The following is a 24,518-nucleotide window of genomic DNA, read 5'->3' as shown; positions in this document are numbered from 1 at the left end:
AATATATTAGTTTTGGGGAATATCTATAAAGTAAAGGATTATCTGGATTATGATAATTATAATTATCATTTAATCACGTCCTATTTTGATATCTCGCAGCTTTCAAATGAACTGAAAAATTCTATTAAATATCACGCGATAAGTACAAATGATACTTTTGACGTTTCTTGTTTTGAGAATAAATTCGATAGTATTTTAGTTACCAAAGAAATAATTGAACATTTTGGAAATATAGAGGCTATTATATCAACAAATGAAGCAACAGTGGTTGTTGCTTCAAAATTAAGGGGTATCCTAAATATAAATAAAGGATTGGTCAGTCCTAACGCTATCTTTCTCAGAGATAAAATAAAAATGAAAGAACGTTTAAAAGATACTGTACCTCTTGCAGATTTTTCAGAAATCACAAAAGAGGATTATCAGACTATAGTTGAACAATTCATAAAGAAATACAAAAAAAATAGTTATTAAACCTTCTAACCAAGCTGGAGGCTGTGGTATAAAAATTGTATCAGACTATCAAGATGCAATAAATCACATAAACGAACTTTTTGATCAAAGTGATAAGATTAGTGTTGAACAATATATAAGTGGTACTATTATGCACTTTGATGGCATTATAAAAAATGGTATATTAGTAAATTTTATGGTTTGCAAAAAGGTAGGTACAGCATATGATTATATAAATAATAATAATGTTCTATCCACTATAGTAGTTTCAGATAGCGAGTTAATAAATAAAGCCAAAGAATTCACTATAAAATGTTTTGAACAATTTGATATTCAAAATACAGTTTTTCATTTGGAAGTAATTTATTATGAAAATAAATTCATTTTCTTGGAAATAGCTGGTAGACCTCCAGGTGGAAATATTGTGAATTTATATAATTATGCTTACGAATTTGATTTTCACAAACATTCTTATTTTCTAGATTTAAATGAGACTATACCAAATATTTATTTTCAAAATGATTTTGCATTATCTTTAATCCCTGTTCCTAACCTCAAAGAATACACAATTAAAAACGTACGAGGGATCGATAACTTACCTATCAATATAGTTAATATTACTTTCAAAGGGATAGGTTCAAAAAATCAATATCGGCTATTTGATCCTTTCGATAGTATCTGTCAAGTATATTTTACTTGGGAAAGTGAAAAAGATTTGACTAACACAATTGCTTATATTGAAAATAACATCAAATTTGAATGTCTTGAACATTTGCAGTGAAAAGTACAAAAGCGCACAATACAAAAAGTGCGCTTTTATGCTTTACTAATATCCATTAAATACAAAAAAATTCTATTCAAAAATAGAGGGTGATTATTTTGATTTTTCGGAATTTGAATCATAACTTAAAAATTCGACTTTTAACAAGCTTCTTACAAAATTCTATTATGTTTAGTATTATTCCGTTTATGTCTTTATATTTGTCTGCTTATATGGGAGTTATAGCTGCGGGTATCTACTTAATTATTGCAGTAGTAGTTAATTTTTTAGCTTCTTTAATCGGGGGGCATATAAGTGATGTATTTTCAAAAAAGGAATCATTTTAACTAATTCTTATGTAAATGTATTGGTATTTTTATCAATGACTATTTGTATCTATACTGAACAAAGATTAGTTACTTTATTCTCAATTTTGTTTATATGTAGTCAACTAATCTATGGTATTATGAAGCCGGCTCAAGACGCTATTACTATAGAATCTATCACCGAAGAAACAAGAAAGGAATATTCTGTAATACAATACTGGATTAATAATTTATCCATGGCTTTGGGGATAACAATTGGCGGTGCTGTATATAATAATTATAAATCAGAATTATTTATAACAGCTACGGCGATACTATTAATAAATAGTATTATTATAAAATTGTTTTTACAAGACATTAATATTAATAAAATTCATAAAAGTAATGAATCGTTTTTAATAAATACACTGAATAGCTATAAAGAAGTTTATAAGGATAAATCATATGTAAATTTAGTTTTAGGATTGGCATTTGTTATGATGGCCGAGCTATCAATGTCTTCTTATAGTGGTTAGACTAAAGGAGGATTTTACAACAGTAGGATTCTACGGTTTTTCAATTGATGGTGTAAAATTATATTCTATTTTAATGATAATAAATACTTTTATCGTTATTAGTATGACTTTTGTATTTTCAAGAATTTCACAAAAGATGAGTCCAAATCAATCAATAACGATCGGTGTGTTATTATATATATCAGGGTATTCAGTAATGGTCATATCATCTAATATTTATATATTAATAGTTTTAATGGTAATTGCAACAATTGGAGAATTATTATATGCCCCTGCTTACAACTCAGAAAGGATTAGAATTATTCCTATAGATAAAAGAGGGGCCTATTCAGCAGTTGCTGGATTTTCTAATAAAATTGGTAATATGTTATCAAAATCAGCTTTAATCATTAGTGCGGTCTTAGCTCCTAATTTTATTGCATTATATATTTTTCTTACAGGAATTATTGGTTTGTTCTTGATTTCTAATAGTTTATTTAATAATAAAAGTATTAATTACCTCGAAAATGATCAAACTTTTTTATAAAAATCAAACTTATATCTGCTGAATAAAAATCCATTGTGATCAAACTTTTTTCAAAATGGACTTTTATTTTTGACCATAAAATGAGGGCTCATATGGCATTTTTGATCGTACTTTATTCCAAAGCTACAATATTCAATGGTATTTTAACATAAGTTATCCAATATATGTATAATTTGATCGAGTTATATCTAAATATTAATATTTCTTTGCTTTAGAGTGTCTCTCTAATGCCTTATAAATTGAAGGTTAGAAAGTGTAAAAGAGATATTAGGATTGTTTCTCATTACTGAATAAATGCTTTTTTGAAATGAGGATATTATACTAAATATAAAAAGGCACGAAAGGGGATTAGGACTTGCAAACATATACATGGAATCTAGGTGATGCATCACTAACATTTCACAACGGTACTATGGTTCCATTTCAAAAGGGGGAACTTGATACTACGACTCGTGACATGATGTATTTTTATTACGATGTTCTTCTACAAGTACGGCAGGAAACACGTCGTATCTTGGGCCGTAATCATCCAACAGCACATTATATTACGGACGCGATTCATGCGATGATCCATCATCCAACAAAGACAGAAGGGTAATTGTTAGAACATACAAGAAGTATTCCTGATTATTTCCGTAAAGCCTGGTATCATCAAATGGAAATTGCTGATTTATTCTGGCGAGATATGTTTATTCGTCTTGAAAAGTATCAGTATGAGGTAAAGAAATCATATGAAGAAACGGTAACAGAAACTACAGAATATAAAATAGCCATTGGTTCCATACCAACTGATTCAGAATCCAATAGTAATTTTGTTTGGTATATTAATGGGGTAACGCAGGAGAAATTACAAGAACTTGCAACAGTCGTTCAGAATTTTACTGAGGATACTATCCAGCTATACGATCATGGCGTAGAAACAGAAATAAGATAACATAAGAATAGAGAACAAGTTTCGATTGTGCTTTTTAAAACTTGTTTCCTATTCTTGATTTAGTGTGAAGGTTATTTGTAATAATTCCATCAAACTTTAGTTTATACCTACATGAGAGTATGTTCATTATAGGACTGTTTACGTCTAAAATAGCGTTGTTTAATAAATGAAATTAATGACATTGAATTAAACTTTTTTTCGATATGTGACAGGATATTTAGATAAGTATCTATTTTATTGTTATAGCTTTCATTTTGTTTACTTAGATATGTGAAACACATCTCAGATATTTTACTTTCAGTATTTGTACAGAACTTATGAAATTCATTTCTTTCTACTTTTAGATTAAAGAAACCATTTTTTACGTTAAATCCAACTTTTGTATAAAAACCTATTAAATATTCTTCATCAAAGGCCGTACTAATCATTCCATTGAAGAGAAGTTCATAACCAGGATAGCTAAAATATGCCCATCTGTATATGGAGTATATCATAGCTGTTCCAACCCCAGTTCCAATATGTTTTGCATCTAAACTTGTAATAGTAATCTCAATTTTGTTTTCTGTTGGATCTTTTTGTATACGACATGAAGCAGTTCCGACCCTGGAGTTATTTACAAGGTCGTGAAATTGCATATCGAAGGAGATATACTGAAACTCACAACGTTCTTTAATACTATTAAACGAACATTTTAATTTCTGCCCATTGGTAGTCATTATGATCGGAAGTGTAGTCAACATAGAATAAATTACACCCTTTCTATATAATAGTTAATCCTGCGATTTGTGGACAGTGAAAATCCCGGCATAAAATTGGATGAAGTAAAGAAGTTAGGCGGGAGAACAACTGCTAGTAAAAGTCTGATGGATTCAGCTGAATATATGAGCTTAAAGGCATATAAGTCTAATTAAATATAATAAAATATAATAAAAAAAGAGCCATGTATTAGGTATGGCCCTTTATAAGTATTAAAATGTTTCTCCGTGTTCTCTCATTACGTAATGGATAGAGCTATCCTGTACTTTGGGTGCAAATGTTTCTCCGTGTTCAGCATTTTGTATTGTGTTGTTTGAAGTAAAACCAAAAACGGCTACTAATCCTAGAGTGATACCTAAAACTTGAATTACTTTCTTCATTATTTTAGTGCCTCCTTTTTACGTAGTTTTTCTTCGGCTTCGTGTGACTTAAAGAAATATTGGTTTGCTTTATCTTGCTGATTAGATGAGTAGAATTTTAAAGCCAATTGTTTAGAATAGTCATGAACGAACCCTAATAAACCTTCTTGTTCAAAGTACTCAATTCCTTCTGTGATTATATTTTCAGACTTTTCTGTATGTTCTTTTGAGTTTAGTGCGCGTAATATTAAGAAGTGATGTTTATATTCCATGTTATTGATACGATTGCATGCTTCTAACCCAGTTTCAATAAATTTTAATGACTCTTCTGTATTTCCAAGTTTGTAATTTTCTCTTGCAATAAGGAAAATAGCTTTATAACTCTTTTCTGGAGTATCAATAGCTGTTGTTAAGTTTCGTATAGCTGCTTCTGAAAGATCCTGTTCAGCATATAGAAAACCTAAATTATGTCTAATTTTAAGACCTAACATGGTATTGTGTTTTTTTGTAACGATATCTAAAGCATTAATAAAATATTCTTCCGCATATTCATATTGTTTAAGTGATGTACATGTTAACCCAAGGATATTCTTACAAGCTGCTATATTAAGTTCATATCCTGTTTTAGGTTCGAAGAATTTTAAAGCACGGTTTGCATACTTCACTGCTTTTAAAGGTTGTCTTACCTGATAGTAAAAAGCTGCTGCTTTATAATAGAATTCAGCTTTTTCAATCTCATTAGGGATATTTGCGATTAATTGTTTAGCTTTATCGAAATACTCACCAGCTTTTTTATATTCTCCAATTTCTGTGTTATGAATTGCTTTAAAGAAGTTATAGTAGTAATTCAAAAGTTCTTCACTTGGTTTATTAAAATCTTCAATTTTTTCAAGAGATTTCTTAGAGCCTTCATAATCCTTGTTTAACATATTATGTCTAAACTCTAATAAAGAGTAGTATAAAAGCACGTTTTGGTTTTCCTCAATTTTATCAATCTTATTTTTTATTTCTCCAAATAAATGAGTTGATTGTTCATGATCAAGTTCGCGTATAGAGTCATGCCAGTTACTTAAAAGCTCTGTAATTTCACTTAATGTTACTGTTGCTGCTCCCATATAAAACCCTCCTATTATATATTGTGCGATTTCTCATTATTGTATCAAAATTGTTAATATTTAGGTATCTAGAAAAATATTTCTCAACTATTTTCTATTGACTTCTTCGGAAAAAAAGTATTGTTTTCGAGTTTTTTAGACTGTAACATCTATGAATAAAATCAGGGGATTTTCTTATAAAGATTATTAACCATAGCAGAATGAAGAGCAGGATAATTAAAAATGACCTAGTTTTGACATTTACGCCTGGTTCTTTTTAAGAATTGAGAATAGGTTGCTGTTTTTTTACTGTCACTTAGTTTCGTAGAATCATTTGTATATATTTAAAGTGAAGGACAAGTTACCGATAGTAACCTGTTAGATAAAGAGTTATTTTTATATTTATAATGGGGGGGATCTGTAGAAAAGTGAATCTAGTTTTGTATGCGATTCTCATGATAATTATAGCAATAATGTTTAATTTAGGAATTCTGTTTTGGGGAAGAGTAAGGAGAAATTATAAAAAGCAACATTTGCATAATACTAATCTTAAAAAAGGGAGAAATGACATTTGTCTATTTTTGATAGATTATTATTTTTTATGTTTTAAGCATGGTTGCTCTATTATGTTGTGATGTTTTAGGAATCAATGTGTTTTATAGTTTGTCTACAATGATAATCAATATGATTTGTTCGTGTTACCTATATATTTATTATGTGAAAAGACGGAAAAGAGAAGCCCATTACGATATTTAAGAGTAACTGGTAGAAATTTGTGAACATACTTATTAGGCAATTTTGGGCATAATGATTGTGAGGGAATGAGATGAAATGGGGAATAGAAGCAATAAAGAATTATGAATTAAATTGTAATGACTTAGATCTATATACATTTTTAGAAGAAGAATACCAAAGTACAAACTGGGGTTATTTATCTCTCTCGCATCTTCAAAATTTCTTAGAAACATCAGGTTTGGATAGAGATATGATATTAGAACTGCTGCCAATTAATTTTAAAGGAATTGCATGAAAGTCTCTCGAAAGCGAGGACTTGGAATTTCTAAATACTTTAACGAACCCTAATAGATGTTTGGAGACTTTAGATAGATATAACTTAATGGATTCTGCAGCAACTTATACACCAAGCATGGAATATAAATTGAGATGGTTAAAACAGCGCTGGGTGAAAGGGTATTATATTTTCGCCAACTGTTAAGATAAAGCTTGAATAATAGAAAGGAGGATATATTTGAGAGGACCGACACATGTAGCAGCAGGAGCAGCATTTGCTTTAATTGCACATAATTATGTGGGAATAGGGGACGGGACGATCCATATTTATTAACGGCCACATCAATAATTGGAGCATTAATACCAGATATTTGTCATCAAGGATCCACTTTAGGAAGAAAAATACCTTTATTATCTTGGGGTATTAAGTCATCTAGTGTTAGATGCCCTTACACCAAGTGGGATTCAATTGCTTTATCCTTTGAAAATGAAAATAAGATTTCCGATATATACAAGAACAGGAAGTATGATTGAATATATATTTTTCTTTTCACTTATTGTAATTGACATAACTTTAATTGGAGGCTCTTTTTAAAATTACATGAAAAATAGGGAAGAAATAAGGCACTCGAACAGCTATTTTAATGTTCAAGTGCTTTTTTCTGTAGAGTCTACATTTTAATTAATGATGGGTAAACTTTCTATCTTATTTATACAAATTATGTTATGGTACAATATGTTAATTAAATACAATTTTCTCTAAGGGGATGGGGCATAGTGAAAGCAAAGAAACTAGTAATGTTTGCGATACCGTTCATGCTATTAGCAGGTTGTGGTACCGATAAAACAGACGCAAAGTAAAGAGAAAAAGTAGAGTCTAAATCAGAAACTAAGGAAAAGTTATCAAAAGAGCAGTATCCAGTTCGTATGACGGGTTTATCTTCGAATTAATGAATAAAATTTCTTCTATAACTGAAATAGCATTAGATAAAACGAAGGACGAAAAGGAATTAGTAAAAGGGTTAGTAAAAGAAGAAGCTGAGTTACAAAAGACTATTACTAAGTTTAATACAATAGAAGCGCCTAAAGAGTATCAAGACTCACATAAAGAAATATTAAAGGCGGTAGACTGTTATAGTAAGGCATATGCAATTCAGGCTAAAATGGCAAAAACGGATGCTAAAGACATAGATAAATCAAAAGCAAAAGAATCAATGGATTTAATCAGAGAAGGTAATGGTTATTGGAAAACTGGTTTCAAACCAGTTGAAGATGCTACAGTAAAAAAAGCTAACGATCTTGGTTTCGGTACAGGAGCAAAAACTGATACCCCTTCAACTTCTAAGTCCGATGATGATAATGTGCAATTGTTCGCAGACGGTAAAGAGTTATTTGGCACGTGGGGTAGTTACAGAGGTTCTGAGTTTCATAAAGGTTTAGACCTTAGAGAAGATAATTCATTCACGGCTTATGATGATACTGGTAACTCTTCTTATGAAGATAACCATATGACAGGTACGTGGTTATATAATGCAGACAAGAAGCAAGTAACTATGATCCCTACTGAATTTGTTAAAGACGGTAAGAAGATAGATGCTAGACAAATGCATGCGGTAGTAGATTATACTGTTGAGTTCTTGAGAGCCGGTTCTTTAAGAATGGTAGATAGTAAAGGTAACAAATTAGAAGTAGAAAGACAGAAGTAAAATTGAAATAAAGTCGAATTGTTTATAAAAAAGATGAACCACTAGATTCCTTTGTATAAAGGGATCTTTTTTGTGCTTATTTTTAATTACAATGTTCTTATAGGAAAATACTTTTGTTACAGGTAATGAGGTGTGAATTTGAAATAAAGTCCACATGTTTATAAAAATGATACGATGTTTTGAATAAAGGCGCGATGCTTTTCGTAAGTAAACACCCTTGAAACACCGATACACCAACAAATATATGTGATTTTGATCAAACTTTTTTATAAAAATAAGTTACTAAATATAACGAAAAGCCTTTATTTTGATTGAACTGTTTTCAAAATAAAGGCTTTGTATATGGTGAACAACTACGGTTCACGAGATATTTTTGATTAAACTTTATTTCAAACCTACATGTTTTGTAACTTTTGAATAAAGATTGATAATTTGTAATAAAGTCGCGATGCTTTTACCCCTTTAGAATCATGTCTAAAGGGGTATTTTTTATTATGGGAGTGAAATTATATTGTTTATTGTTCGGATGCATATCCTCCTGAAACTGAATGTTGCAAGTGACGTTACGTCACCTATTATAGTTAGGTTATATCATGCAAGGAAAGAGGAATGATGAATGAAGCAAAAGGACATGAATTGGAAGGATCAAGACCCTTGGGGATTAAAAGAATTTCTCTTAATGATGCTACTTGAATTTGTATTTGTCATAGGATGCATAAAATTCTTAGTAAATCCTATTTATTCTCAGTGGTTTGATAATGAGCTATATTCAGGAACTCTAATAGGATTAACAATAGCGATTGTTTTAGTATCAGGTGTGTATTTTATGATCATTCGGCCAAAGAAACTTTCTTGGAGTGAAGTAGGAATCAGGTCATTCTCTATAAAAGATTGGAAACTTATTGTCCTACTAACTATTATATTAATAGTTGGTGATGTAATAGTGATGGTGCTTACTAGCTTTATTGGGAATTCTTATGAGAACAGCAAAACTGAAGCGATACAGCAAAACGTAAATTTCTTTACTGTTTTTATTGCTTTTATTTCTGCGGCGGTCATTTCACCAATATATGAGGAAATATTTTATCGTGGTTTTTTATATCGATGGCTACGTACACGTTTTGGTATGATGAGGGCTATTTTTCTAAGCTCATTAATCTTTACAATTATCCACATTCCAACTTATAATGCGATGCCTGTAAACTTCTTGAGCGGTATAGTCTTTGCATGGGCGTATGAACGAACTCATTCAATTTGGCCGTCAGTTATTATTCATGGTCTAACTAATGGAATTATGGTTCTGTTGACAGCGATGGGATAGTAGAAATTTGTTGTAAGCAGGTAAAGTATCCAAAGCCACTTAATTTACTTTAGATAGTGAACTATATGTAAAATTAACTATCGGGGAACTATGGTTGAATAAAAATAATCAAACTTTTTTATAAAGGGACGCTTCAATTGAATATAGAAAAGGCGTGTTTTGATCAATCTTTTTTTTAAAACACGCTTTTTCTAATTGCTCTTTTATTAAGGCTTATTAAGTTAATTTAATCAAACTTTATTCCAAAGCTAAATTTGTGTTGTACAGAGATAATAAAGTGGGTTAATTTACAATAAAGCCTTTTAAAAAATGCGAGTCATTCTATTCACCAATCAGGCTAGAGTGTGGAGCAACCCATCTTTAAATAAATAGAAACTTTATATGTATGAGTACACTTTTAAGTTGTTGTACACTTTCTTTTTTCCTCACTCTAATGGTTAATATGTCTTTCACTTTAAAGAAGCCTTAAAAGAGAAATCCTCTTTTAAGGCTTTTATGCATGTTCATTATTTCACTGTTATGCTTTTAACCCAAGCAATCGTACGATAACGATGATTAACAACGCTCCTATTGTAAGGACCGTGTTGTTAACAGTGTGGATTAATAACACGTGCCAAATATTTCTTGTCCATAGATAGATTATATTTAGAAATAGACCTGCAAACATGAAGGGGATTGTATCCATTACACTCCCAAAATTATAATAGTGAATGAGTCCGAAAAGGATTGAATTTCCTATTATAATACATGCTTTTCTAAAAAATCCACCCTGTAATATTTTACCGAGAAGTGTATAACGAAAAACAGTATCATTCTCTGAAAAATCTTCTGCTGCGACTAATTTAGTGAATTTATTCATTTGAATTTACAACTCCTAATAACATTAAAAAATCTTACGATGTTACATTTTTTATGCATAACTCCCCATTTTGATATCTATTCTATCATACATATTTCCCTTCACAAAATACTTATACGCGCTAAGTAAGGTTTAGCTTGTGTATTAACTGTAAACTCTTTTTGAATCAACATACGTATGTACAGTATTTTCTTTATGAAACAAATGTGCAATAGAGGATATTATATACTGAAAAATGATATAATTAAAGTTCGATTATTTATCATAAATATTAATTAAAAAATTGTAACTACTCAGCTACCCTAAGGTTTTAATGGTTTGATAATTTGATTTTCAAGTTATCTCCACAAATTCCTGTTAACACTGGCAATAAGAAAAACAGGAGGTGAAGTGTATGAACTGAAAAGATATTCTTCTTGTTTATAAACAAGGGCCAAATTCTGTTGTGAATTTAGTTGAAACATTATACACGCGCATAAAAACTCAAAAAATAGTTATAAATCACTACTAATGGACGGGTTACAAAAAACAGCTACAAAAAGTCTACGTGAAAAAACAGATAACCAACCTGGTCATAAAGTGCATACACTTCGCCAAGTGGAACACTCAGATTGTGTTTTTATTCATCCTGTGACAGTGTGCTCGTGTTGCCAATCACCATTAGAAAATGAACCTGTTCGCTTGAAAAAAGTGCGACAGGTGTTCGATATCCCGTCTGTTTTCTTTTGAGGTACTTCAACATGAAGCGGAACGAAAAATTTGCCCGCGCTGTTTTCATATTGAAGAAGTTCCATTTCCAAAAGGTGTGACAAACGCGACTCAATATGGTCAGCATGTTCAATTGATGGTGAACGATTTGACACAATATCAGTATCTGTCTCTTTAGTAGACGTCTGAATCTTTTGAAATGTGTATCGGCATTCGATCAGTCAAGGCACAATCAAGCGCCTCATTCGTTCTTTTAGTGAAAGTTTACAAGAAAATGAAGAGGAAATTCGTTCAAAAATTTTAGCTTCTTCAATTGTTCATTGCGATGAAACAGGACTTCGCAATCAAAGATAAAACTATGGGAAAAGGTTCCCAATATGACAAGTGATAGCGCTGATTCACTAGAATGGATTGCTTTGATAGGTCAGCTAAAGCGTTATATGAAGGACGTTCCCAAATATCATTAGAAGAATGGATGAAAAGCGCTTAGAGGAATTTAAAGGTGAGGATGAATTTTTAGATAAACTTTGGGAAATAAGGATGTCGCCAAAACAATCAGAGAAACTGAGATTATATCCAATTGACCAAGATGTGCTTGAGTTTATGGATCAGGCATATGCCATTTTTATCGCCGAAAAGAATAAAGGGGGAAAGAAGGATGAGTACAGAACTACTTCTCCTAATAGGGGGATTGGCCTTATTAGATACGCTAAGTCCTGCCACATTAGGGGTAACAGTATATTTGCTTTTAACAGATAAAGAGAAACTTACTAAACGTTTATTGGTTTATTTATTGACGGTAGCAGGATTTTATTTTGTTGTTGGAGTTTCACTCATGTTAGGATTAGATTTCTTGCTTGAGATAATTTCTGGCGTATTTCAAAATCGAATCGTAAGCTGGACGTTCTTTATTATTGGGGGCATATTGTTCATAGCGAGTTTTTATGTTCCGACAAAGAAAAGCTCAGACCTACCTGCACCAAAATCAAAAAGTATTCTTTCAATGGTAGTTCTAGGGTTCACTACTTCATTCATTGAAGTGGGGACTGCATTTCCTTATTTTGCAGCAATTGGCATAATGACTACTTCTAATCTATCATGGGTGGAATGGTCATCTATTTTAGCTGGATACAATTTTATTATGGTGTTGCCTTCCCTCGTACTGTTTCTCTTCTATCTCCTGTTTGGAAGGCGGATGCAAACATCTCTCGAGAAGCTTCGAGTGAAAATCGCTAATAATACAGGATCGGCTCTTTCGTGGATTATGTGTATAGTTGGAATTATCATGATTTTGAATAGCCTGGATTATTTGTAGGATGTTTGACCAGAATATTAGATAAAAGTAGATTTAACAATCAGGACATATTCTAAAATGACGAATTGTGAAAATATTGTAAATTTGACATGGTTTAGGTAGAAAATCAAAATGTAATACACGATGTGTATTACTATAAATATCATAGAAGGGGAGAGGACATATCGTCAATTCATGGGGACGACCTAAAATAAAAATCCAAAGAACAACAAGTGAATGGATTGGGGATACCATTGGCTATTCATTTTTTTAGGATCAATTATTTTTTTGATTATTATTTGAGGCAGATTACCTGAGGAAGTACCGGGACATTATAATGCAGCTGGGGTTGTAGATCGCTGGGGGACAAAGTGGGAACTTTTGATTCTACCGGGAATCGGGGCATTCACCCTGCTTTTAATGCAAACCTTAGAAAAGTTTCCAGAAGTACATAACTATCCACAAAGACTGAATGAATCGAATGCTAAGCAGTTTTATTTAAATAGCCGAAAAATGATAAATCAATTAAAAAATGTTTGTTTAGTTGTTTTTGCTTTAATCCAATTTGAGACAATTTCAATCGCTTTAGGTTGGAAAAGTGGTATTGGTAAGTTATTCTTACCAATAATTATTATTGGGATAATAAGGCAACGAAAAATTAAATAATTCGGGCCGAATAAACAATCTAATTTACATGGCTGCATTGTTATTTTACATATTGTGATTTGAAATAAAGTTAAGATGTTCTTTAAAAATAAATAAAGTTTCTGTAGTATCTAAAGAAAAGAGCCGACTCTAAAAATATTCAGTGTCGGCTCTTTTATACAATAATAGAATGGTTATTTATTTCTACCATATAATGGCGATAAAGTCGTACCGTTTATCCTTTGAGATACACATTGTCTAAAGGAGGTTCCGTCAAGCAAAAGACATAAAACTCACGTTCAGATATTTGATTGGTGATAACCCTATAAGGAATCGACTTTTTATTTATCCCTTTAAAGGTGGATATTTTAATTCTTTTGAGGTAAGTCCATTACCACCCCATATTTTTTTCTGAATAACATCTGCTTTGCTATGATAAGCAGAAAAATAAACCACTCCATCTTAGTATTGATACTGATAATATAAATGCTAACTCTACATTTTAGATTGAATTCGCATCTATATTATATTTAAAATGTTTATTTTGTAATCTTTATACTAGTAAAATTCATAACTAACCTATGTATTAGATTGTATTATGATTTAAATAATAGTAAACCTATGTTCTTACAGTGTTTTTTATCAGAAAATTTAAAAATATGCAAAAATGCATATTTTTAAAAAAATTTTAGGTGTATAATTAATTTGTCCGGAATAATCTGGTGATTAAAAAAGAGGTTCATATTTATGAAGATATTAAAACAAAAACTAATTAATGGAGGTGACGAAATATATCTAAAAAATGATATAACTTGTGAAAGAAGTGTGCAGATTAAACAGTAGTTTAAGTTGCTGTTTTTATTATTTTTAAGTTAATTAATTTTTTAACTGGTAATGTTAATACCCTCTCAATTTTAGTACTAGAATTAGTAGCATTCTGGATCAAAAAAGTAGTTTTTAATTTTAGAATATGGAGAAGAAATATGACTAATAAGAAATTACTTATTACTGGGTATGTAACAACTCTTTTGGGAAGCTATACATATGATCAATACATTAAATGGGTTATTTTAGATGAAACTAATAGTGCAGCATTTTTGGGAATAGCAACAGCAATTACATCAGTTGCGCTGTTTTTTGCTCAATTTTTAGGAGGGATTGCAGCTGATAAATATTCGCCAAAAAGAACAATGTGTGCTATGGAATTAATCAGTGCAACCGCAGCGTTATTATCAATGGTATGTATTATGATGAACTTCGATCTACTAATAACCGTTATTATTTTAAATACTGTGTTAGTATTAACAAGCTCAGTGTATTCAATAGCTTCTAAGGCTGCATTACCATACTTTGTAGTTACAGATCACCTTAAATCATTTAATAGTATTCAAACTGCATGTAAAAATGTATTAACTCTAGTAAGTCCAATATTAGCGTATATAATGATCAAAATTGGTATCGATCCCATATATGCAATACTTTTAAATTTAATTACATTTCTATTAAACACTTTTTGGTTAATACGTTTAAAGCCAGTTTCAATAGAAACAAAAAAGGTTGTTACTATAAAATTTAGGGAAGCATTTAACATTTTATATAGTGATCGTATAATTTTCAAAATGATAATTGCAGCTGGAATATTAAATTTTTATTTGTTTGGATTTGAATTGTTGGAAAAATCAATTGGAAAAATCTATTTTTCATCTGTAAGTATCTATATGTTAATTGGAATAGCAGCTGCAATAGGAGCGATTTTTGCGGCATTTTTGGTTCACTCTAAAAATGATAGTGTTCAAAGAATTCTTTCGTTTATAGATGTTAAAAAGATGATCTTTTTACAGGGGATGGTTATTTTACCTTTTGTACTATTTTCCAATCTATATACCTTTTTATTTGCAACCTTTTTTATATCATTTTTAACAATTATGTTTAATATTGAATTCTTTACATTAGTTCAACTAAATATAGACCGTACAATTTTGGGGAAAGTTTTTGCTATTATATTTTTGATAGCAACGTCTACTGCTCCAATAGCAAATCTAGTGTATGGATATTTAATAGAATATGATGTTTTAATTACTTGTATAGTAACTATGGTTGGTTTAATTATACTTTCTCTAATTATTCCTAGAACAGAAAATAGGAGTTGACTTATATGGTTACATTTAATGAAGAAACGTATCAAAATTTTATTGATGATGTTTTAGAGAACAGACAAAAGAAATGTTTTGGATTTTTTTTAGCCAAATCAGATTCACCTGAACATATTCACAGCTATTTCTTTATGAAAAAGGATAAAAGAGGCGAATATGATTTTGAAAATATAGATAACTATTATAAAACGCATCAAACAGCAGGATTTTTAGCAGATTTTCAAGAGTTGATTGAATTAGAAAAATACATTAGAGCGAATAACTTAATAAAAGTGGGTGTTTTTCATTCACATATGCGGCATCCAGCAATTTTTGATTTAATAGATCTAAAATTACATCCCACTGATGAACTTTGGCATTTAATAATAGCTATTAAGAATATTGAAAAGCCTATTATCAGAATATTCGGCACTAATAATGGTGAAATTAAAGAGAAAGAATTTATGGTATTGAGGGGGGAATAGAAGTGAAATTACAGGAAGATAAAATTCTAGAACGATTTATAGATGAATTGAAAAAACCTGTTAAAAATAGTTATCAATTATACAATGACTATGTTCTTTTATGTAGTTCTAATAATCGGGAAATTCGTATTAAAATGAAAGAATTAGAGATACAAAATCAAAAGAGATTTTTGAAATATTTGGAACCAGATATGATCTCAATTGAAACATGTAGTTACAATCAGAGTGATTATGCGAAACCACATTCGTATATATATGATTCTGAATGTTTTGAAAATATAGATATTTATAATTTTCAAATGTCTAAAACATGCATAACAAAAGAATTATACCAATTATATGATAAGGGGTATCAAAATGATTATCCTTCGGACTCACCGGTAGTAGATGTCAACTGGTATGAAGCAATGATGTTTTCGTATTGGATAGGATGCCGATTACCTTTAGAAGTAGAGTGGGAATATGTTGCTAATGTAGGATTAGAGGATATTCCTTTTGAGAATGACATCATGCTAGATTATGCTTGGTACAGTATGAATAGTAATAACTATTTAGAAAGCGTAGGGAAAAAGTTGCCTAATAAATTTGGAATATATGATATGCAAGGATTGGTATGGGAATGGTGTCTTGATTCAATAGAATTAGATAAAAATCCTTATTTAATCCAAAGATACATTCCTTATCGTGTTTGTCGTGGTGGAAGTTTTTATTCGTTTTTAGAAGTTTTATCACCTACATATCGATATGGAGAAAAAGAAGTATATTCATCTAGAGATTTAGGTTTTAGGGTTGTGAAATCTGACGTAGTAATTTAAAAAACATATATTGGAGAAGGAGAGTTTTAGTTTATGAAATTATTTTTAACAGATCATTTATTAGTGAGGTTAGGTAATGAGGTTAAATTAGAGGATAATGGTACATTCTTTGTGGATGTTAATACTTATAAAGATTTGAAAAATGAGTTAAAAAAATATCCATTGTATACAGAATTATATCAAGAAGATGGGAAATTAAAGAATAAGTATTTTTTAGTACTAAATAATGAGGTAATTGAGGAAGAACATATTGAAAAAATGCAATTTGATAGTGATATGGAATTAACAGTACTGTTACAATTTGCAGGAGGTTGAGATTATGATATTAACAGAAGAAAAATTAGTATCAAAAATTATGGATTTTGTGTGTTATGAAAAAAACTATTTTTATGTTTTGGCTAAAGTTTATAATGTAGGGGATTTTGAATTATTTTATATGGATAGATGGATTGATTGGGAGTTCAAAGAAAATGGTTCAGAGCCAATTTTAACTACAAATAATGCATTTAAACAAAATTTAATAAAAAGAAATATATTAGTTGCACATACTGCTAAATTTAATGACATTTATTCTGAACTAATAAATGAAACTAGTTTAGGAAATAAAATAAATATGGTAGTTGAAATGGATCATATTGATGGAACACGTTATTATACAAATACTTTAATTGAGAAAGTAACATCAACAAAAGTTCTGTATACAAAAATAAATGAAAATATGCAGAAAATAAATGTAGAAATGAGTAGAGAAGATTTTGTAGAAAGATTACCGAAAGAGTTGGAATTAGAATATGAGGTAATTCGATATGATGAAGATCTTCATAGACAATTAAACATTTCAGATTCTGAATTGTGTAAAAAAATCTTAAAAGAATGGATGGATTTCTCAATTGTAGATGAACAATTATATATGAGAGGGCAATTGGTTAAATATAATATATACGCTTTTGAGTCTATGATTAATTATTTGCAAAATGAAAAAGATAATATTTTAAAAAATATTAATCATGAAAAAAATATACAAAATAGGCTAGGTAAGCAAATTGAAAATAAGATCTTGCCACTTATTGTGCTATATGAGTATTTTATTGAAAAACAGATGGTAAAAGATAATAATATTTCGGTTACATTAAGAAAATCAATAAATCAACTTAAGGTAATGCTGGGGTTAATTGTAGAATTAAGTGATGAAAATTATTATGAGCATTATGTTGCAACGTTTAAAAATATTGCACAACAAATTCAAGACTTACAGGCAGGAATTTATAATGTAATTTTAGATTTATTAACTACAAACAATAAAGGGGTATAGTATTATGAAACAACAAATTCTTGCAGTTATGGAAAGATTACTAGCAAAACAAGATTTTCAAAATCTATGTGAAAATTATGATGCATTAAAAGAAGAGAAAGTTTTTAAGTTAGGGATTGACTCAATCCGTGTTATGAAATTGGTTTTAGAAGTAACAAAAGAATTTAATATTACTATTGATTTTACAACACTTGATTTGAAAAATTTCGAAACCATTCAAAAAATTGAAGCGTATATAGAGGGGAGCAATAATAAGTGAGTGGATTTCAATATACCTTTAAAAAGGAGCTTCAGCCTCTTGTATTGGATCAATTAAAATATCAATTGCATTATTTTCTCCCACAGCTAGAGGGAAGATTTATGTTAGGTACTAAAATATTTCACATTTTAGACGAATTAGAAATAAGTTTAAATGAATTAGAGATCCTGAAAAAAATATTCGAACGTTATGAAGAGCTAAATGAATTACCCCTTCAAAATCAGGACAGTGTTATTTGGAATGTAGAAAACACAGAAGGTTATTTAAGTGAAAATCAAATATCATTCGACAGAATATTCGAAGAAGAGTTTATAGAAAAAGTAAAAAAATTTATTAATATCAGTATAAAGGTACAAAAAGGATTAAATATTTATAATAAAATTTGGATAGAACTATTAAAAGAACTTGATGAAAAAATATATGAATATTTCTCTACTATTTTTGAATTGTCAGAGATATATGCTCCACATATGATTGAACTAGAAGAATTAGAACGTACAGGATACCTGAAGAATAGCTTTCATCATTTATGCTATACCTCCCACACAACAAAGGACTACACAAAATTTCCTCATGATGGGGTTGAAAGAAGTAAGATAGGAAAGTATTTAGATGTTAACCAGAAGTATGTTTTGAATCCAGCACTTTGCTTACATGTATATCCACAGCTAAGGGATAAGCAAGGAGTAAACAATACAGTTTATACAATTAAAGGCAGTTGTTTCCGAGATGAATCTGGAAATTTAAATAATACAACAAGACTTCTTGAGTTTGTTATGCGAGAGTTCGTTTTCTTTGGAACAGAAGAATTTATAGCTGAGTGCCATAAACAACTTGTAGATTTTTGGATACTGTTAATGAAAAAAATAAATTTGAAATTTGAAATAAAAATTGCGAATGATATATTCTTTGATGATAATACTGACAGCAAACTCTTTTCACAAGTGTATTCTGATAATAAATTAGAGCTAGTTGTACATGTAAAGGATTTAGAAGTATCAGTGTCCTCAGTAAACAAACATATGTATCATTTTTCAGATGTTTATAATATTACAAATGAACCTGGGAAGTTGGCTCAAACAATGTGTATGGGCTTAGGCTATAACCGGATTTTAGAAATGATCAGTAGAGAGAATCAGAACAGGGAAGTTGAAAAATAAAGAAAGGAGGCTTTAATTATGAATGTTTTAGTGATAGAGCCACCGCTTTTTATGTTTGAAAAGTTTGAAAAAGAAGCAGGGCGTCATGATGATAAGCTATATTATGTTATAAAAAAAACATCTAAGTCCAAAGATGAAAACATTTTAAATCTAGATATTCGTGATGACTTTGATGTTGTTGTTAAGTATTGTGAGCAACTTAATATCGATGTAATTATTTGTATCTCGGAAGAGTATCTATTACAAGCTTCTTATTTATCAGAGTGTACAGGTATTTTTTCTGTGTTAACTTCAGATCTTGTAAAAAATATGAGAGATAAATTTTTAATGAAAAAAATATGGACAAAAGCTAATATTTTAAATGCTTCCTCTATTGAGTATTCTGAATCCTCAATAGAGGAGGTTCAATCCTTAAATTATCCTGTCATAGTGAAACCTAATTTAGGATTTTCCAGTAGTGGTGTTCGCCTTGTTCACAACCTTAATGAATTGAATAGTGAAATTCTAAATATTAAGATGTTAAATACCCTTTCAACGGCAATTTCCTCAGAAAAAATTCAACCTAAAATATTAGTAGAAGAATTTTTATGTGGCGATGAGTATTCGGCTGATGTAATTTGGCAAGACGGAATACCTCAATTCAGTAAAATATTAAAAAAATGGATTCCGCAAGGGAGTAGGTTTCCTGATAAACTCTATCACACAATTGGTGAAGATGAGATAGACATTGAAACGAAAATTTTGCAGGTCGTGTATCAAGCTAATAGAGTTCTTGGAATGAATAATGGAGCTACACATACTGAAGTTATAGTTACAAAAGATGATGAAATATATGTCATAGAAACTGCAGCTCGAATAGGCGCGGGGGGGATTTTTTCATTCATATTTGAAGAAAAATATGGGGTGGAATATTTAGGTCTTTTCTATGCTATTGCTACTAATAGAAGAGTTGATATTAAAGAAAGTATGATGTTACATGAAGTTGACGAAACTTTGTACTATTTTAGCTTTGACTACCCGGATTATATTGATGGAACAATTTGCGATATAAAAGGAATAGACTTTTTATACGAAGACAAGAATATTTTTGAAAGAGTTTTTTTCAAAAATAAAAATGATTATATTACTACATTTGCGTCTGCAGAAGAATATTTTTTGTGGATTTTAGGAAAATGGCCAAAGAATTCATCCATTAATGCTTTAGTTGAACGCTTAGTTAACTTAGAAAAAAATATTGAAATAATTGTAGAGTAAGAGAAGAGGAGAATATAATGATTAATTATGATATCCGTTATAGAAGGCAACTTATTATGGAAAGATTTGGGGAAGAAGGACAGAAGAAACTAGGGAATGCTAGGGTATTAGTTATTGGAGCTGGAGGCTTAGGTTCACCTATAATTTCATATTTATCTGCAGCTGGAGTAGGTAAATTAGGAATAGTAGATCATGATGTAATAGAAGAGAGTAATTTACAACGTCAAATTATACATAAAACATCGTTGTTGAATTATCCAAAAGTGAACTCTGCTGAGCGATTTGTAAATGAATTAAATCCCGCAGTTGAAACGGAAGTTTTTCAAATGAAATTAGATAAAGAAAAAGCACAACAACTTTTTAAAAATTATGATGTTGTTGTTGATGCAGTTGATAATTTAGAAACTCGTAAAATTATTAACGCTGTTTGCTCTGAAAATGACATACCATTTGTGCATGGTAGCATTTCTAATTTTGAGGGTCTTGTTACAACAATTACCCCAGATGTTAACCATTGCTATAATTGTATTTTCCCTAATAGTGATTTCGTTCATAAAGGTGAAATAGGTGTAATAGGAGCGATTCCTGGGATTATTGGATCTATACAAGTATTAGAAGTTATTAAACTTATAGTTGGATTACCAGTTCTGAAAGATGAAATTTTATATTATAATGGTCTGACACATGATTTGAGAAAGGTTAAAATTAATGTAAAAAGTTGTAATTGTTTTTCTAAAGAAACTGTATAATTAATTTAATATAATTATTGGATGTCACTTGGTCTAAGTATATTCATATACAATTAAATTTTGTTGGATATGGGGTCTAATGAAATTATTTATTAAATATTAATGCTTGTGAAATTCATCGCCTTAATAGGAATTTTGAGGTGATTTTAAAGACGGAGCATAATCAAGTAAGAGTAGTTATTGCCAATGAACATACTAATATTTCCTGCGTTGAGATTGATAATCAAATAATTATTTCTTCTTCAGAAAATGATAGTGAAATGTATTTGGAAAATATAGAATCAACACTTGACGTGGATTCGATTTATGACTTTGTTACTGCTATTGACACTAATAAATTGGATCTAATCAAAAAAAGTATTGATTTTAACTACAGAATTGGATTAGAAGGATTAAATAATAGTTATGGCCTAGAAGTAGGTAAAACTTTAAAAATGAATATAGAAAAAGGAATACTCCCTAATGATTTAGCAACATGCGCAATGGCCTTATCGGCAGCGGGATAGGATGCAAGGATGGCGGGAAGTACGCTACCTGTTATGGCGAACTCAGGAAGTGGAAACCAAGGGATAGCGGCAACCTTACCTGTAGTGGCTGTAGCAGAAAAATTGGATATTGATGAAGAGACAATGCTACGAGCTGTTGCATTAAGTCATCTTATTACCAACTGTAATATTCGCCGTCTTCATGAGTATTTCTTTTCAATTCTCGTGCAATAGAAGAGTGATGACGCTTCAGAATGGCACCAATTTCTCTAGTTGAATGACCTAATTTATGAAGTGCTTCTAGTTGTCCACGCTCAAACGTGGTAAAATGGGAATAGCTCATACTCGTCCTCCGTGTAATTTGTGGTGTGGTAACTTCTATTTTACACGAAACAAGGTGAGCTTTTTTGTTTTTTCTAGGTGTCGCACTTAATAATACAATCCGTCATCTCATAAAAAATTCTCCTATATACTTTCGTGATTATTAAATGTCGTATGTATCTATAATATTTTGTGCCTTAATCTTTCTATCAACTTATTTTTTGAATGTAAACCTCTCTTTGAGTTTGGACTTAATACTTTGGTTTGTGGAACCTCTTTGTATGTTAGTCATTCATTATTGTAGGATATTCAGACAGAGAAGTTATCTTCTTTTGAAGTATATGTCAATAAATCCGAGAAACTCCTATAAAAATAGCCTCTTATTTGCTAAATTACTAAACATAATAACTTCCTCTTTTAGATTGTTAGTCACCATTAATCTACTGCTTTTCTTTATTTTCGTGTTATTGTTAGGATATATTATATAATTACATGTTTAGTTGAGAGAAATGTTTCGTGAATGAGTTTCTAGATAGTAAGAAGCATTTGTTGTTACAATGAAATAAAAAAGGAGCTGAAAAATAGTGTATAAGATTATTATTGCATTAATTGCTATGTCAACAATGTTAACAGCTTGCAACCGCACTGAAACAACTAAAGACAATCATGATGTAGCAGTGAAAAAGGAGGAGTCCTCACAACAAGAGAAGAAAGATATAGAACAAAAAAAGGATGAAAAAATGACGGGGCAAGTAAAGAATGAAGAGCCGAAAGGACAATCCGAAAACAATCCGAAAGTAAATGAAAGCCATGAGAAGTGGGCTTCATTACCTGAATATAATAAGATCGTTGAACAAATTGGCGGCGAAGATTATAACTTTCAAACGGTAACAGATAACGAGGGGAAACGTGTTCTTCACATTCTTGATAAAGATGGAAGAAAGCAATATAAAACAATATTCGTTAAAAATACGAATCGCCTTAAAATTATTAAAATAAATGGGGACGGAATAATTTTTAATGGACCGCTGTCTTAAATTAGATATATTTATGGATTTTATCCACAATAAGCGAGAATACTCCCACCTCAAGGAATATGAAGGGCGTAGCCCAATGAGTAGGTGGGAGATGAATCGCCTTCGGATAGGGGATTTGTGCCACGTTAACGATCTGACACACGTAAACCTTTGCGGATAAGTTCATAAACTGCACCCGCAAAACTTGAGATATAGTTTTCCTTTTGATACTTTTCGATTTCTGCTACTAAATCAGCAGGGAACTTAATTAATTTTGAAATACGTTTCATGTTTTTCACTACCCTTTCAGTATATACTCGACACATTCTATATATTAAATATATAATTAGTGTATACCGAGAAGGAGGTAGAAATCAATGTTGGTCAAAAAGGCATACAAATTCCGTATCTACCCGAATAAAGAACAAGAAATTCTAATTGCAAAAACAATCGGATGTTCTCGGTTTGTATTCAATCACTTTTTAGAGAAGTGGAATAACGTATACAAAGAGACAGGCAAAGGATTAACATATAATTCTTGTTCAGATAAACTCACACAGTTGAAAAAGGAATTAGTATGGCTAAAAGAAGTTGATAGCATTGCCCTTCAATCATCACTGAAAAACCTTGCTGATTCGTATACTCGATTCTTCAAGAAACAAAACAAAGCACCACGTTTCAAGTCTAAAAAGAATAAAGTGCAATCCTACACAACAAAGCATGTGAATGGAAATATTGCCATTGTAGACAACAAAATCAAGTTACCTAAACTTGGATTTGTTAGGTTTGCGAAAAGTCGTGAAGTAGAAGGACGAATTCTTCATGCTACAATGAGAAGAAATCCAAGTGGTAAGTATTTTGTATCCATTCTTGCTGAAACAAACGTTCAAGGACTTCCTAAAACTGGGTCGTCTGTTGGTGTGGATGTGGGTCTGAAAGATTTTGCGATTCTTTCAACGGGAGAAGTATTTAGCAATCCTAAATGGTTTCGCAAACTGGAAGAAAAATTAGCGAAAGCACAACGTGTTCTTTCCAGACGACAGGAATTGGCATTAAAACGAAAATGTAAACTGGATGAAGCAAAAAACTATCAAAAGCAAAAACGTAAAGTAGCTCGCATCCATGAGAACATCACGAATGCAAGAACAGACTATTTGCAAAAAATCTCTACTTATATTGTCAAAAACCACGACATCATTGGTATGGAAGATTTGCAAGTGTCAAATATGTTGAAGAATCATAAGTTAGCTAAAGCCATTAGTGAAG

30 protein-coding genes and 5 pseudogenes are annotated in these 24,518 nt (G+C 30.6%); 29 read left to right on the top strand and 6 right to left on the bottom strand.

What is annotated here, in order from left to right:
- The first annotated feature begins 12 nt into the window (after window positions 1–12).
- The 7 genes from MR056_RS16480 (at window position 13) to MR056_RS16450 (ending at window position 3,511) form a co-directional block, all read left to right on the top strand.
- Window positions 13–471 (top strand): ATP-grasp domain-containing protein, encoded by a 459-nt coding sequence (locus tag MR056_RS16480; protein WP_048721372.1) that lies wholly within the window; start codon window positions 13–15, stop codon window positions 469–471.
- Window positions 461–1,231 carry an ATP-grasp domain-containing protein gene (locus MR056_RS16475; protein ID WP_087097533.1) on the top strand — a complete coding sequence of 257 codons (771 nt, stop codon included), beginning with the start codon at window positions 461–463 and terminating at the stop codon, window positions 1,229–1,231. Before MR056_RS16480 ends, MR056_RS16475 begins: the two co-directional genes overlap by 11 nt.
- A gap of 98 nt (window positions 1,232–1,329) precedes the next feature.
- Window positions 1,330–1,557 carry a hypothetical protein gene (locus MR056_RS16470; protein ID WP_048721366.1) on the top strand — a complete coding sequence of 76 codons (228 nt, stop codon included), beginning with the start codon at window positions 1,330–1,332 and terminating at the stop codon, window positions 1,555–1,557.
- 20 nt (window positions 1,558–1,577) lie between these two features.
- Window positions 1,578–2,051 (top strand): MFS transporter, encoded by a 474-nt coding sequence (locus MR056_RS16465; RefSeq protein ID WP_338082972.1) that lies wholly within the window; start codon window positions 1,578–1,580, stop codon window positions 2,049–2,051.
- Window positions 2,044–2,577, top strand: a complete 534-nt coding sequence (locus tag MR056_RS16460) for an MFS transporter (RefSeq protein ID WP_048721358.1) — start codon at window positions 2,044–2,046, stop codon at window positions 2,575–2,577. The genes MR056_RS16465 and MR056_RS16460 overlap by 8 nt, the downstream gene beginning before the upstream one ends.
- 355 nt (window positions 2,578–2,932) lie before the next feature.
- Window positions 2,933–3,175: a hypothetical protein gene (locus MR056_RS16455; RefSeq protein WP_087097535.1), complete on the top strand. Its 243-nt coding sequence runs from the start codon at window positions 2,933–2,935 to the stop codon at window positions 3,173–3,175.
- Window positions 3,176–3,511, top strand: coding sequence for a hypothetical protein (locus MR056_RS16450; protein WP_235436328.1), 336 nt, complete (start codon window positions 3,176–3,178; stop codon window positions 3,509–3,511).
- A 107-nt stretch (window positions 3,512–3,618) separates the two neighbouring features.
- Here MR056_RS16450 and MR056_RS16445 read toward each other — a convergent pair whose 3' ends face one another.
- The 3 genes from MR056_RS16445 to MR056_RS16435 all read right to left on the bottom strand — a co-directional run bounded on the left by MR056_RS16445 (window position 3,619) and on the right by MR056_RS16435 (window position 5,741).
- Window positions 3,619–4,251: a GNAT family protein gene (locus MR056_RS16445; protein WP_048721355.1), complete on the bottom strand. Its 633-nt coding sequence runs from the start codon at window positions 4,249–4,251 to the stop codon at window positions 3,619–3,621.
- 228 nt (window positions 4,252–4,479) lie between these two features.
- A complete protein-coding gene (locus MR056_RS16440; RefSeq protein ID WP_000755964.1) occupies window positions 4,480–4,647 on the bottom strand; it encodes a hypothetical protein in 168 nt (55 codons plus the stop codon).
- Window positions 4,647–5,741, bottom strand: a complete 1,095-nt coding sequence (locus MR056_RS16435) for a response regulator aspartate phosphatase (RefSeq protein ID WP_048721352.1) — start codon at window positions 5,739–5,741, stop codon at window positions 4,647–4,649. Before MR056_RS16435 ends, MR056_RS16440 begins: the two co-directional genes overlap by 1 nt.
- An 805-nt stretch (window positions 5,742–6,546) precedes the next feature.
- On the opposite strand from MR056_RS16435, the pseudogene MR056_RS22735 reads away from it, so the two are divergent.
- From MR056_RS22735 to MR056_RS16415, 4 genes and pseudogenes are all read left to right on the top strand, one after another.
- Window positions 6,547–6,936, top strand: a pseudogene (locus MR056_RS22735) (hypothetical protein).
- A gap of 231 nt (window positions 6,937–7,167) precedes the next feature.
- Window positions 7,168–7,326 carry a metal-dependent hydrolase gene (locus MR056_RS16425; RefSeq protein ID WP_235436324.1) on the top strand — a complete coding sequence of 53 codons (159 nt, stop codon included), beginning with the start codon at window positions 7,168–7,170 and terminating at the stop codon, window positions 7,324–7,326.
- A 182-nt stretch (window positions 7,327–7,508) separates the two neighbouring features.
- Window positions 7,509–8,437: pseudogene (locus MR056_RS16420) on the top strand (DUF7018 domain-containing (lipo)protein).
- 616 nt (window positions 8,438–9,053) lie between these two features.
- Entirely contained in the window at window positions 9,054–9,758 is a 705-nt protein-coding gene (locus MR056_RS16415) for a CPBP family intramembrane glutamic endopeptidase (RefSeq protein ID WP_011983297.1), read from the top strand.
- A 517-nt stretch (window positions 9,759–10,275) separates the two neighbouring features.
- Here the strand turns inward: MR056_RS16415 and MR056_RS16410 are convergent.
- Window positions 10,276–10,617 carry a CPBP family intramembrane glutamic endopeptidase gene (locus tag MR056_RS16410; RefSeq protein WP_242136588.1) on the bottom strand — a complete coding sequence of 114 codons (342 nt, stop codon included), beginning with the start codon at window positions 10,615–10,617 and terminating at the stop codon, window positions 10,276–10,278.
- A 510-nt stretch (window positions 10,618–11,127) separates the two neighbouring features.
- Between MR056_RS16410 and MR056_RS16405 the strand changes: the two genes are divergently transcribed.
- The 16 genes and pseudogenes from MR056_RS16405 to MR056_RS16335 all read left to right on the top strand — a co-directional run bounded on the left by MR056_RS16405 (window position 11,128) and on the right by MR056_RS16335 (window position 22,149).
- A complete protein-coding gene (locus tag MR056_RS16405) occupies window positions 11,128–11,346 on the top strand; it encodes a hypothetical protein (protein ID WP_140388376.1) in 219 nt (72 codons plus the stop codon).
- A gap of 180 nt (window positions 11,347–11,526) precedes the next feature.
- Entirely contained in the window at window positions 11,527–11,679 is a 153-nt protein-coding gene (locus MR056_RS22730; RefSeq protein WP_087097537.1) for an IS66 family transposase, read from the top strand.
- Window positions 11,676–11,967, top strand: a pseudogene (locus tag MR056_RS16400) (MerR family transcriptional regulator); the annotation flags it as partial. The gene MR056_RS22730 and the pseudogene MR056_RS16400, both read left to right, overlap by 4 nt.
- 16 nt (window positions 11,968–11,983) lie before the next feature.
- Window positions 11,984–12,640, top strand: a complete 657-nt coding sequence (locus MR056_RS16395; RefSeq protein WP_048721345.1) for a GAP family protein — start codon at window positions 11,984–11,986, stop codon at window positions 12,638–12,640.
- Between the two features lie 163 nt (window positions 12,641–12,803).
- A pseudogene (locus MR056_RS16390) lies at window positions 12,804–13,285 on the top strand (DUF1648 domain-containing protein).
- Between the two features lie 962 nt (window positions 13,286–14,247).
- Entirely contained in the window at window positions 14,248–15,414 is a 1,167-nt protein-coding gene (locus MR056_RS16385) for an MFS transporter (RefSeq protein WP_048721341.1), read from the top strand.
- Window positions 15,415–15,419: 5 nt separating this feature from the next.
- Window positions 15,420–15,881: a M67 family metallopeptidase gene (locus tag MR056_RS16380; protein WP_011983302.1), complete on the top strand. Its 462-nt coding sequence runs from the start codon at window positions 15,420–15,422 to the stop codon at window positions 15,879–15,881.
- A gap of 2 nt (window positions 15,882–15,883) precedes the next feature.
- Window positions 15,884–16,696, top strand: a complete 813-nt coding sequence (locus tag MR056_RS22460; protein WP_048721336.1) for a formylglycine-generating enzyme family protein — start codon at window positions 15,884–15,886, stop codon at window positions 16,694–16,696.
- Between the two features lie 33 nt (window positions 16,697–16,729).
- Entirely contained in the window at window positions 16,730–17,011 is a 282-nt protein-coding gene (locus MR056_RS16370; protein ID WP_087097539.1) for a ubiquitin family protein, read from the top strand.
- Window positions 17,012–17,015: 4 nt separating this feature from the next.
- Window positions 17,016–18,008 (top strand): hypothetical protein, encoded by a 993-nt coding sequence (locus MR056_RS16365; protein WP_087097541.1) that lies wholly within the window; start codon window positions 17,016–17,018, stop codon window positions 18,006–18,008.
- 4 nt (window positions 18,009–18,012) lie between these two features.
- A complete protein-coding gene (locus MR056_RS16360) occupies window positions 18,013–18,267 on the top strand; it encodes an acyl carrier protein (protein WP_011983306.1) in 255 nt (84 codons plus the stop codon).
- Complete coding sequence (locus MR056_RS16355; protein WP_087097542.1) at window positions 18,264–19,427, top strand: class-II aminoacyl-tRNA synthetase family protein; 1,164 nt, start codon at window positions 18,264–18,266, stop codon at window positions 19,425–19,427. Before MR056_RS16360 ends, MR056_RS16355 begins: the two co-directional genes overlap by 4 nt.
- An 18-nt stretch (window positions 19,428–19,445) precedes the next feature.
- Window positions 19,446–20,681, top strand: a complete 1,236-nt coding sequence (locus MR056_RS16350; protein ID WP_087094343.1) for an ATP-grasp domain-containing protein — start codon at window positions 19,446–19,448, stop codon at window positions 20,679–20,681.
- Window positions 20,682–20,698: 17 nt separating this feature from the next.
- Window positions 20,699–21,430 carry a HesA/MoeB/ThiF family protein gene (locus MR056_RS16345; protein ID WP_011983309.1) on the top strand — a complete coding sequence of 244 codons (732 nt, stop codon included), beginning with the start codon at window positions 20,699–20,701 and terminating at the stop codon, window positions 21,428–21,430.
- Between the two features lie 140 nt (window positions 21,431–21,570).
- On the top strand, window positions 21,571–21,936 hold the full coding sequence (locus MR056_RS16340) for a hypothetical protein (protein WP_049759234.1): 366 nt from the start codon (window positions 21,571–21,573) through the stop codon (window positions 21,934–21,936).
- 9 nt (window positions 21,937–21,945) lie between these two features.
- The gene (locus tag MR056_RS16335; RefSeq protein ID WP_049759235.1) at window positions 21,946–22,149 is read left to right on the top strand and encodes an L-serine ammonia-lyase, iron-sulfur-dependent, subunit alpha; all 204 of its coding nucleotides are present in this window, start codon (window positions 21,946–21,948) and stop codon (window positions 22,147–22,149) included.
- Here the strand turns inward: MR056_RS16335 and MR056_RS16330 are convergent.
- Window positions 22,124–22,258: pseudogene (locus MR056_RS16330) on the bottom strand (helix-turn-helix domain-containing protein); the annotation flags it as partial. The gene MR056_RS16335 and the pseudogene MR056_RS16330 sit on opposite strands and share 26 nt — an antisense overlap.
- A gap of 562 nt (window positions 22,259–22,820) precedes the next feature.
- Between MR056_RS16330 and MR056_RS16325 the strand changes: the two are divergent.
- The gene (locus tag MR056_RS16325; RefSeq protein WP_087097546.1) at window positions 22,821–23,273 is read left to right on the top strand and encodes a hypothetical protein; all 453 of its coding nucleotides are present in this window, start codon (window positions 22,821–22,823) and stop codon (window positions 23,271–23,273) included.
- Window positions 23,274–23,398: 125 nt separating this feature from the next.
- Here MR056_RS16325 and MR056_RS16320 read toward each other — a convergent pair whose 3' ends face one another.
- Window positions 23,399–23,542 carry a hypothetical protein gene (locus MR056_RS16320; protein WP_164468619.1) on the bottom strand — a complete coding sequence of 48 codons (144 nt, stop codon included), beginning with the start codon at window positions 23,540–23,542 and terminating at the stop codon, window positions 23,399–23,401.
- A gap of 87 nt (window positions 23,543–23,629) precedes the next feature.
- Here MR056_RS16320 and tnpB point away from each other — a divergent pair.
- Window positions 23,630–24,518: IS200/IS605 family element RNA-guided endonuclease TnpB (tnpB, locus tag MR056_RS16315; RefSeq protein WP_242136587.1), on the top strand; the 889-nt coding region annotated here is incomplete at its 3' end.

Source organism: Bacillus cereus group sp. BfR-BA-01360, from assembly GCF_022663595.1.
In the GTDB taxonomy this organism is placed as follows: domain Bacteria; phylum Bacillota; class Bacilli; order Bacillales; family Bacillaceae_G; genus Bacillus_A; species Bacillus_A cytotoxicus.
This window is presented reverse-complemented; position numbering and strand designations above follow the sequence as displayed.

Bases quoted from the DNA above. Each gene is read 5' to 3' on its own strand.
- MR056_RS16395 (WP_048721345.1), top strand. From the start codon at position 11,984: ATGAGTACAGAACTACTTCTCCTAATAGGGGGATTGGCCTTATTAGAT.
- MR056_RS16405 (WP_140388376.1), top strand. From the start codon at position 11,128: ATGGACGGGTTACAAAAAACAGCTACAAAAAGTCTACGTGAAAAAACA.
- MR056_RS16440 (WP_000755964.1), bottom strand. From the start codon at position 4,647: ATGAAGAAAGTAATTCAAGTTTTAGGTATCACTCTAGGATTAGTAGCC.
- MR056_RS16385 (WP_048721341.1), top strand. From the start codon at position 14,248: ATGACTAATAAGAAATTACTTATTACTGGGTATGTAACAACTCTTTTG.
- MR056_RS16410 (WP_242136588.1), bottom strand. From the start codon at position 10,617: ATGAATAAATTCACTAAATTAGTCGCAGCAGAAGATTTTTCAGAGAAT.
- MR056_RS16365 (WP_087097541.1), top strand. From the start codon at position 17,016: ATGATATTAACAGAAGAAAAATTAGTATCAAAAATTATGGATTTTGTG.
- MR056_RS16345 (WP_011983309.1), top strand. From the start codon at position 20,699: ATGATTAATTATGATATCCGTTATAGAAGGCAACTTATTATGGAAAGA.
- MR056_RS16435 (WP_048721352.1), bottom strand. From the start codon at position 5,741: ATGGGAGCAGCAACAGTAACATTAAGTGAAATTACAGAGCTTTTAAGT.
- MR056_RS16370 (WP_087097539.1), top strand. From the start codon at position 16,730: ATGAAATTATTTTTAACAGATCATTTATTAGTGAGGTTAGGTAATGAG.
- MR056_RS16445 (WP_048721355.1), bottom strand. From the start codon at position 4,251: ATGTTGACTACACTTCCGATCATAATGACTACCAATGGGCAGAAATTA.
- MR056_RS16335 (WP_049759235.1), top strand. From the start codon at position 21,946: ATGGCGGGAAGTACGCTACCTGTTATGGCGAACTCAGGAAGTGGAAAC.
- MR056_RS16320 (WP_164468619.1), bottom strand. From the start codon at position 23,542: ATGAAACGTATTTCAAAATTAATTAAGTTCCCTGCTGATTTAGTAGCA.
- MR056_RS16415 (WP_011983297.1), top strand. From the start codon at position 9,054: ATGAAGCAAAAGGACATGAATTGGAAGGATCAAGACCCTTGGGGATTA.
- MR056_RS16350 (WP_087094343.1), top strand. From the start codon at position 19,446: ATGAATGTTTTAGTGATAGAGCCACCGCTTTTTATGTTTGAAAAGTTT.
- MR056_RS16380 (WP_011983302.1), top strand. From the start codon at position 15,420: ATGGTTACATTTAATGAAGAAACGTATCAAAATTTTATTGATGATGTT.
- MR056_RS16360 (WP_011983306.1), top strand. From the start codon at position 18,013: ATGAAACAACAAATTCTTGCAGTTATGGAAAGATTACTAGCAAAACAA.